Annotated in this window: 6 protein-coding genes; 3 read left to right on the top strand and 3 right to left on the bottom strand. The window is 70.7% G+C overall.

Translation table 11 applies throughout. The features are described from left to right. Both HY68_RS44935 and HY68_RS09205 read right to left on the bottom strand, forming a co-directional pair. On the bottom strand, nt 1-965 hold a 965-nt coding region (locus HY68_RS44935), incomplete at its 3' end, for a sigma-70 family RNA polymerase sigma factor (RefSeq protein ID WP_241778752.1). A gap of 786 nt (nt 966-1,751) precedes the next feature. Then, nucleotides 1,752-2,498 carry a TetR/AcrR family transcriptional regulator gene (locus HY68_RS09205; RefSeq protein WP_041986771.1) on the bottom strand — a complete coding sequence of 249 codons (747 nt, stop codon included), beginning with the start codon at nt 2,496-2,498 and terminating at the stop codon, nt 1,752-1,754. 343 nt (nt 2,499-2,841) lie between these two features. Between HY68_RS09205 and HY68_RS09200 the strand changes: the two genes are divergently transcribed. Both HY68_RS09200 and HY68_RS09195 read left to right on the top strand, forming a co-directional pair. Continuing rightward, complete coding sequence (locus tag HY68_RS09200; protein WP_041986769.1) at nt 2,842-4,215, top strand: NAD(P)/FAD-dependent oxidoreductase; 1,374 nt, start codon at nt 2,842-2,844, stop codon at nt 4,213-4,215. 189 nt (nt 4,216-4,404) lie between these two features. After that, nucleotides 4,405-6,060, top strand: coding sequence for an ATP-binding SpoIIE family protein phosphatase (locus HY68_RS09195; protein ID WP_078863499.1), 1,656 nt, complete (start codon nt 4,405-4,407; stop codon nt 6,058-6,060). A gap of 29 nt (nt 6,061-6,089) precedes the next feature. Here HY68_RS09195 and HY68_RS09190 read toward each other — a convergent pair whose 3' ends face one another. After that, nucleotides 6,090-7,403: an MFS transporter gene (locus HY68_RS09190; protein WP_041986764.1), complete on the bottom strand. Its 1,314-nt coding sequence runs from the start codon at nt 7,401-7,403 to the stop codon at nt 6,090-6,092. A gap of 133 nt (nt 7,404-7,536) precedes the next feature. On the opposite strand from HY68_RS09190, the gene HY68_RS09185 reads away from it, so the two are divergent. Further along, nucleotides 7,537-8,103 carry a MarR family transcriptional regulator gene (locus HY68_RS09185; protein ID WP_041986761.1) on the top strand — a complete coding sequence of 189 codons (567 nt, stop codon included), beginning with the start codon at nt 7,537-7,539 and terminating at the stop codon, nt 8,101-8,103. Nucleotides 8,104-8,427 lie beyond the last annotated feature (324 nt).

Here is an 8,427-nt window from a genome sequence, read left to right as displayed (position 1 = left end):
GCGCCGCCCGTCGCCGCGGCGGCGCCGGCCCCGGCCGCACCCGCCGCGCCACCCGCCACCAGCCCGACGGCCTTGAGCGAGTAACCGGCGGCGGACCAGCCGATCACGGCGATCAGAATCACGTTCGGGATGCCGGAGTTGACGTGCGCCAACTCGCCTGCCGCGAGACGGCACTTGGCGCACTCCGCCAGATGCTTGCGCAGCCCGCGCTCGGCCCGCATCCGCAGGCCGCCGCGTGAGTACGCGCCGAGCCGGTCGGCGTAGCGCGCGCAGTCGCCGCCCGCGGTGAGCGACGCGCTCACATGGGCCTGGAGATAGGCCTGCTTGAGGCCTTCGCGCGCCCGGCCCGCCAGTACGGCGGTGGCGTTGGCGGTCAGTCCGAAGAGCGGCGCGACCTGACTCGGCGACTCCTCCTCGACGGTGGTGTGCCAGAGCACGGCCTGCCACCGCTCGGGCAGGCTGCGGAACGCCTGCATGGCGAGCGACTGCTCCGCCTCGTGCATCGCCCGTACGTCGGCGCCCAGTTCCAGGGTGTCGTCGTCGGAGATACCGGAGGAGGCGACCGCCTGCGCGGCGAACACCGCGAAGTCCTCGACCAGTTGCTCGCGCTTCGCCGACTTCGTCCAGGAGGCGGCGACGCGTCGTACGGTCGTCAGCAGATAGGCCCGCACCGCCTGCTCGGGCCCGGCGCCGCCGCGCACCGCCTGGAGCGTACGGGCGAACACCTCGGCGGTCAGGTCGTCGGCGGTGTGCGCGTCACGGCAGCAGGTGCGGGCGTAGCGGCGGACCGCCTCCGAGTGCCGGCGGAACAGCTCCTCGTACGCGCTGTCGTCGCCACCGCGCATGCGCTGGATGAGATCGGCGTCCGCAGGCGGCAACTCACCGGCGGAGGCCGCCGCGCCGGCCGCGTCCCCGGCACCCGCGACGTTCAGTTCGAGTGTCGGTACGTCGTCCTCGGCGGCCATGCCGTCGGCCTGGGCTTCGCCGGTCAGCTGCCCGTCCGGATCCTGGCCGTCCGGGTGCTGCCCGTCCGGATACTGCCGGTCCGCGAACTGCCCGCCGCCGAGGATGCCTTCGGGTCCCGTCCAGCGCCCCTCGCGCTGCTGCGGCACACTGCTGTCCGCGTCGGGCACGATGCTGTCGTCAGGCCCGGCGGCCGGGTTCGGCACGACAGAGCCCGGCTCCTCGGCTCCCGGCGCCGCCGAGTGGCCGAAGCGGACAGGGCCACCCGTCGTGGGCCCGCTCATTCCGGGCACACTCGTCGGACCTGTCAGCCCGGGTGACCCCTTGGGGCCGCCCTGGCTCGGCACCTGCCGCGACGGTGGCTCACCGGGTTCCGTCCCGCCGTCGGCGCCACCGGCACCGCCGCCACCGAGCGGCTCGTCCCGTCCGTCACCGCTCATCGCGGAAGCCCCCGTCCGCACCGCTCAGACCCAAACACCGGGCCAGCGTGCCACAGCGGGCAGCCCCGTCCCGGCCGGATTCCCGGCAACCACCCGTCCGGGGACGTTTAGGGCCCGGCACACCACTCCGTCTGCGGCAGGGCCGGGGCGCCCACAGGAAACCATCCTGCGGACGCCCCGACACCTTGCATTCGAAGCCGCCGAAGGCCCGTGGCCGGGTCGCCGTAGCACCGCACGGTGGCCCGCCCACCGGTCCGCACCCGCAACTTCACCCGTTCGGGAAAGATCCAACAGCGCCCGATTGCACGCCAGTTCGATGCGGGGGCAGCACCTGTCACATCCGGCGGCCTAGGCGGCCCGCGGGCGCAGCCCCTCTAGCAGGATCTCCAGCAATCGCGCCGAAGCCGCCGCCTGCTGCGCCGCGTCGGGCAGCGCCGGCGCCGCCGTCGCGATCACCAGCAGGACATCGGCGACCGTCACGTCGCCGCGCAACTCCCCGGCCTCCCTGGCCCGTTCCACCAGCTGACCCACGACGTCCAGCAGCTCGATCGCCCCCGGGTCGTCGATCCCCTCCACCGCGAGATGCCGCGCGAGCACCCGCAGATCCTGCTGGCTCTGCCGCTGCTGCGGCACCCGGGGCTCGGCGGGCAACTCCCTGATCACCGGCTCGTCGTCCACGTCCACCCCCGCCCGCAACACCTGCGGAGGCAGCAGCCGTCCGGCACCCGACGCCACCGACGTACGCAGGAAACGCGAGAGGGCCGACCACGGCTCCTCCTCCTGACCGAGGGCGGAACGCGCCTGGTCGGTCAGCCGGGACGTCTCCTCCTCGGCTATCCGCCGGACCAGTACGTCCTTGCTGGGGAAGCGCCGGTAGACCGTGCCCACGCCGACTCTCGCCCGCCGGGCCACGTCCTCCATCGGCGCCCCGTACCCCAGCTCGCCGAACACCTCGCGCGCCGCGCGCAGTACATGCTCCAGATTGCGCTGTGCGTCCACCCGGAGCGGAGCTGGCCGCCCGACCCCGGAACCGCCCACCCGTGCGTCGTCGTCAGAGACGACAGCAGGCTGCCATGTCGAATCCTGAATGTGCATATGTGTTCCCCCGGTAATGATGTCTCCCCCCGGAGACGCCCCGTATTGACATCGGAGCACGCTGAAGGCCCAGTCACGAGCCAAACGCTCCGATGACTACGAACATAGTTGAGCCCACGGCAATTCAGAAGGGGGGAGTTCCGTATGGCGCGCCCCCCGATCGGAGCAAGGACCGGAAGGCGTCTGATTCACCCCAGGACCGCACCCCCGCACACCCATCCTGACCTGCGAACATCCCGTAAAACATGAGCATTTGCCCGGGTGGGCGCCCGACCGGGCTCCGGTCACACAATTTGTCGGGGCTGTGGACAAACACCGTGCCGGGATGCGTCATGGGGTAGTGATGGCTGAGATCTCTCCCCGGGCGACCCCCGCGTCGACGCCCGCCACGCGCATTCTCGTGGTCGGCGGCGGCTACGTCGGCATGTACACAGCGCTGCGCCTCCAACGGAAACTGAAGAGCGGCGAAGCGGAGATCACCGTACTGTCGCCCGACCCATATATGACCTATCAGCCATTCCTCCCCGAAGCGGCGGCCGGCAACATCTCGCCACGCCATGTCGTGGTCCCGCTACGGCGGCTGCTGGACAAATGCAAGATCGTCGTCGGCGAGGCCACCGCGGTCGACCACGCCAAACGCACCGTCACCCTGCGCACCCCCGCATCCGACGAAGAAGGCACCGGCAGCTACGAACTGGCCTACGACCAGCTCGTCCTGGCGCCCGGCTCGGTCTCCCGCACCCTGCCGGTCCCCGGCCTCGCCGAACACGGCATCGGCTTCAAGACCGTCGAAGAAGCCATCGCCCTGCGCAACCACGTCATCGAACAGATGGACATCGCCTCGTCCACCCGCGATCCCGCCGTCCGCGACGCCGCCCTGACCTTCGTCTTCGTCGGCGGGGGCTTCGCCGGCGTCGAAGCACTCGCCGAACTCGAAGACATGGCCCGCTACGCCACGCGGTACTACCACAACATCAAGGCCGACGACCTGAAGTGGATCCTCGTCGAGGCAACAGGCCGGATACTGCCCGAAGTCGGCGACGAGATGGGCAGCTACGCCGTACGGGAACTGCGCGCCCGCAACATCGACGTACGCCTCGAAACCCGGCTCAACTCCTGCGAGGACCGCGTCGCCGTCCTCAGCGACGGCACCCGCTTCCCCACCCGCACCCTCGTATGGACGGCGGGCGTCAAACCCCACCCCGTCCTCGCCGCGAGCGACCTCCCCCGCGACGAACGCGGCCGGCTGGCCTGTACGACCACCCTCGCCGTCGAAGGCGTCGACAACGCCTGGGCCGCCGGCGACGCCGCCGCCGTACCCGACCTGACCTCGGACGAACCCGGCAGCCGATGCGCCCCCAACGCCCAGCACGCCGTGCGGCAGGCCAAGGTACTCGCGGGCAACATCCTCGCTTCGCTGCGCGGCGCGCCCCTCCAGGACTACCGTCACGCCTACGCGGGCTCCGTCGCGTCCCTCGGCCTCCACAAAGGCGTGGCGCATGTCTACGGTCGTAAGGTCAAGGGCTACCCCGCCTGGCTGATGCACCGTACGTACCACCTCAGCCGGGTCCCCACCTTCAACCGCAAGGCCAGGGTCCTCGCCGAGTGGACACTCTCCGGTCTCTTCAAACGCGAGATCGTCTCGCTCGGCTCCCTGGAGCACCCCCGCGCCGAATTCGAAGTCGCCGCAGGAGGCGAACACCCCGAAAAGAAGTAGCAACGGCAACGATCCGAAGGCCCTCCGCGTCCTCGCCAGTGCCCTCGCCCGTCCGGACGTGTGACCATAGGTGGGTTCACATCTGCACAGAGTGATCCGGCCGGCTCGGCAGCAGGCCCCGACGACCCGCCAGGCCCGACCCGCCCGGCAAGACGAACAGCACCACGACACCATGAGGCCCAAAAATCCGTGAACTTCACGCGTTGGAGCGCCCGGCTCCCCGGAACACAGCGCCGCGCCGCCGCACGGACGGAGCACGGATCCGTGCCGGCGGCCCGTGGTGAGTACGACCAGCCCCCCGAGTCCGCCGACGCACCGCAAGTGCCCGCGCTCGAAGACCTGTCCGTACGGCAGATCCTGGAAGAACTCCCCGCCCTGGTCGCGCTCGTCCACGGCACCGAGCACCGCGTCGCGTACCTCAACGAGCCCTACACCACGGCCTTCGGCGCCCGCGAACTCGGCACCCCCGCCGCCGAGAGCTGCCCCGAACTCGCCGAACTGGGCCTGTTCCCCCTCCTCGACCAGGTCCTGCGCAGCGGAAAGCCACGCACCGTCAAGTCCCGCAAGGCCAGGACCCTGTCCCCGAGCAACACCCGACGCGGCGACAACTCCTTCACCGTCACCTGCACACCCGTGGACGCCCAAGGCTCCGGCGAAGGCGGCGTGCTCATCTACGCGGCGGACGTCACCGACCACGCGGAAGCCGCCGAACGGCTGCGCGCGGGCGAACGCCGGCTCCGCGAAACCGCCGTCACCCTCCAGCGTTCACTCCTGCCGCAGGAACTGGAACAGCCCGACGACCTGCGCGTCGCCGCCACCTACCAGCCCGGCGGGCTGGACGCCGCGGTCGGCGGCGACTGGTACGACGTGATCACCCTCGGCGCCGGACGCACCGCCCTCGTCATCGGCGACGTCATGGGCCGGGGCGTACGCGCGGCCGCCGTCATGGGCCAGCTGCGCACCGCGGTCCGCGCCTACGCCCGCCTCGACATGCCGCCGCACGAGATCCTCCAGCTGCTCGACGTACTCGTCGCCGAGATCGGCGTCAGCCAGATCGCGACCTGCGTCTACGCGGTGCACGACCCCAACGAGGGCGTACTCGTCTACGCCTCCGCCGGCCATCTGCCGATCCTGGTGCGCGCGGCCGACGGCACCGTCGAACGCGCCGCCGACCCCACGGGCCCGCCGCTCGGCGCCGGCGGCTGGCAGCACACCTCGGGCAGCATCGCCCTGCCGCCCGGCTCCACCGCCGTCCTCTACACGGACGGCCTGGTCGAACGGCGCGGCGAGGACATCGACGAAGGCGTCGGCTCACTGGAGCGCGCGCTGTCCGGCGCCAAGGGAACACCCCAGGTCGTCTGCGACCGGCTGATCCGCGCCCTCGGCGTCACCGCCGAACACGACGACGACGTCGCCGTACTCGTCCTCCAGCACCCCGAGCGCTCGGGCCCCGACGCCGAGCTGTTCCACAACGCGGCGCTCGACCTGCTCGGCGGCATCGAGGCGGCGCCACGCGCCCGCGCCTTCGCGTCGGGCGTCCTCGCCTCCTGGCGGTTCCCCGTCGAACTGCGCGACCTCGGTGTCCTCGCCACCAGCGAACTCGTCGCGAACTCCCTGCAGCACGGCACACCCCCGATGCGCCTGCGGCTGCGCCGCACGGACCGCCGGCTGATCATCGAGGTCACCGACGGCGACGACCACCTGCCGCGCCGCCGCCGCGCCGAACCGATCGACGAGGCAGGGCGCGGTATCTCGATCGTCGCGACGATCGCCTCGTCCTGGGGATCACGCCGCACACCGGGCGGCGGCAAGGCGGTCTGGTGCGAATTCGCCCTGCCGAAGTGACCCGGCAGGGCGGCCCCGCGGGAGGCGCGTCAGTGCACGCTCTCCCGGGCGGGTTCCCGCACCGGCTCCGGTGCGTGCTCGGGCACATGCTGGACGACGACGCGTGACGTCGAAGCGAGCGACGGCTGGTCCTGAACGGCGGTGAGCTGCCTGCCCAGCCGCAGCGCCAGCACGGTGATGCCCAGCGAGAACAGCACGAACGTCACGATGTACGGCCCGTGCAGCGCGGCCCCCATCGGCCCGCCCACGGCCGGCCCGAGCGCCAGCGCCAGCTGCTTGACCAGCGCGAACGCCGAGTTGTACTGCCCGACACGCGACGCGGGCGCCAGGTCGGCCACCAGCGGCGCGACGGTCGGCGCCAGCATCGACTCGCCGAGCCCGAACAGCGCGTACGTGGACACGAACGCCACGGTCGCGAACGCGGGACCGACACTCCCGAGCCCGGCGAACCCGGCCACGATCCACGCGACGGTCCAGACGAGCCCGACAGCGGCGATCACCCGGGTCCGCCGACGCCGTTCCACCACCCGCAGGACGACGAACTGCGCGACCACGATCACCGCCGTGTTGGCGGCCAGCGCGATCCCGAGCACCGAAGGATCGATGCCCGCGGCCTCCGTCCCGTATGCGGCAAGACCGGACTCGAACTGTCCGTAGCAGGCGAAGAACACCACAAAGCCGAGGACCAGCAGCTGCACCATCGCCCGGTGCCCCAGCAGCGCCCGCAGCCCGCTCCTGGCCCGCGTCCCGGCGGCCCCGGCGAGATCACCGACGACCACCGACGGCGGTCGCGGCAGCCGTACGGTGGCGGCGAGCCCCACCATGACGAGGAACATCACGGCCTCGACGGAGAACAGCAGCGTGAAGCTCCCCGGCCGGCTCTCGTCGACGATCTGTCCGCCGACCAGCCCGCCGATGCCCAGACCCAGGTTCTGCAGGAAGAACTGCATGGCGAACATCCGGGTGCGCGTCGAAGGCGTCGTCCCCCAGACGATCATCGTGGCCAGCGCCGGCTGCATCACGGCGGTCCCGGCCCCCAGCACGGCGGCGGACAGGACGGCCGCCGGCACACTCCCGGCGAACCCCATGCCGAGCGCCCCGGCCGATGCCAGCACGGCACCGCCCATCAGCACGGGCAGCGGACCGCGCCGGTCGATCACCCGCCCGGTGAACGGCAGCACCACGAGCGCGGCCATCGCGAAGACGGCGAGCACGACACCCGCCGTACTCGCCCCCAGGTCACGGACCTGGGCCACATACACATAGAGGTACGGAACGGTGAACCCGAGCCCGAACGCGCTGAGCACGTTCCCTGCCTGGATCCGGCGCATGTCCGCGCCCATCAGCCTTGTCACACTCACCTACCCTTGAATCGTGAAGTACTCGACTATGAAGACTTCGAAGCTAAAGTTAGGATTTGAACAATACACCTCGAAGGACTTCAAGGCCAGGGAGAGCCCGTGGGACACTGTCGGGATGTCCGAAACCCCCGACCCGGCAGGCCCGACGGGACTCAGTGAGCCGAGCCTCGACGAGCAGATCGCGGCCTACCAGCGAGAGTTCCGCGACCTCGACCCCCAGGTCGAAAAGGTCGTCTCGGCCCTCGGCCGGCTCAATCGGCGCATGAGCGTCGCGTACGGCCGCCAGGTCGCCGACCTGGGCATCAGCAACGCCGAGTGGGAAGTCCTGAAGACCCTCGTGGTCGCCGGCGCCCCCTACCGGCTGGGCCCGGGTGAACTCGCCAGACGACTCGGCCTCACTCCGGCCGCCATGACCCACCGCATCGACCGCATGGCGAGCGAAGGCCTGGTCACCCGCGACCGCGACGAGCACAACCGGGTGCGCGTGATCGTGGAGCTGACGGACGAGGGCCGCACGAAGTGGCTGGCGGCGATGCGGATGGCCTCCGAGTTCGAGGAGGAGCTGCTCCAGGACCTGTCGGGCGAGGAGCGTGGAGTCCTGGGGGAGATGCTGATCCGCTTGCTCCGCAGGGTGGAACACGCCCAGCCGGACGCCGGCGGCAGACTGACGGACCTGGACTAGGCGGGGTCGCAGTACCCACCTGGAACCGACTTGACACGTCCGGGACCGATCCGTAAGGTTCTTCGAGTTGTCACGGAGCCGGTAGGTTCCACCGACAGCCACTCAGCCGCAGTAAGTAGCGGCACCCAAACTATGTGTGATCTCAGCAGGGTGGATTTCGGCATGCCGAAATCCATTTCGCGACTCAGCTCGAATACCTCGATTATGAGTCGCAGCCGGAATCCGCTAAGGTTTGAAACGTCGGAACGGCCGAAGGGCCGGGAAGGCAAATCCCGCTGACTGGGAATCAGGGCCGAAAGGGTCTGATAGAGTCGGAGACACGAA

This window comes from Streptomyces sp. AcH 505, from assembly GCF_000818175.1.
Classification (GTDB): domain Bacteria; phylum Actinomycetota; class Actinomycetes; order Streptomycetales; family Streptomycetaceae; genus Streptomyces.
Note: the sequence above shows the minus strand (reverse complement) of the source record. Positions and strands in the feature narration are given on the sequence as shown.

What these genes read in the sequence shown, in the direction of transcription:
- HY68_RS09205 (WP_041986771.1), bottom strand. Translation starts at nt 2,498, where the DNA reads ATGCACATTCAGGATTCGACATGGCAGCCTGCTGTCGTCTCTGACGAC.
- HY68_RS09200 (WP_041986769.1), top strand. Translation starts at nt 2,842, where the DNA reads ATGGCTGAGATCTCTCCCCGGGCGACCCCCGCGTCGACGCCCGCCACG.
- HY68_RS09190 (WP_041986764.1), bottom strand. Translation starts at nt 7,403, where the DNA reads ATGGGCGCGGACATGCGCCGGATCCAGGCAGGGAACGTGCTCAGCGCG.
- HY68_RS09185 (WP_041986761.1), top strand. Translation starts at nt 7,537, where the DNA reads ATGTCCGAAACCCCCGACCCGGCAGGCCCGACGGGACTCAGTGAGCCG.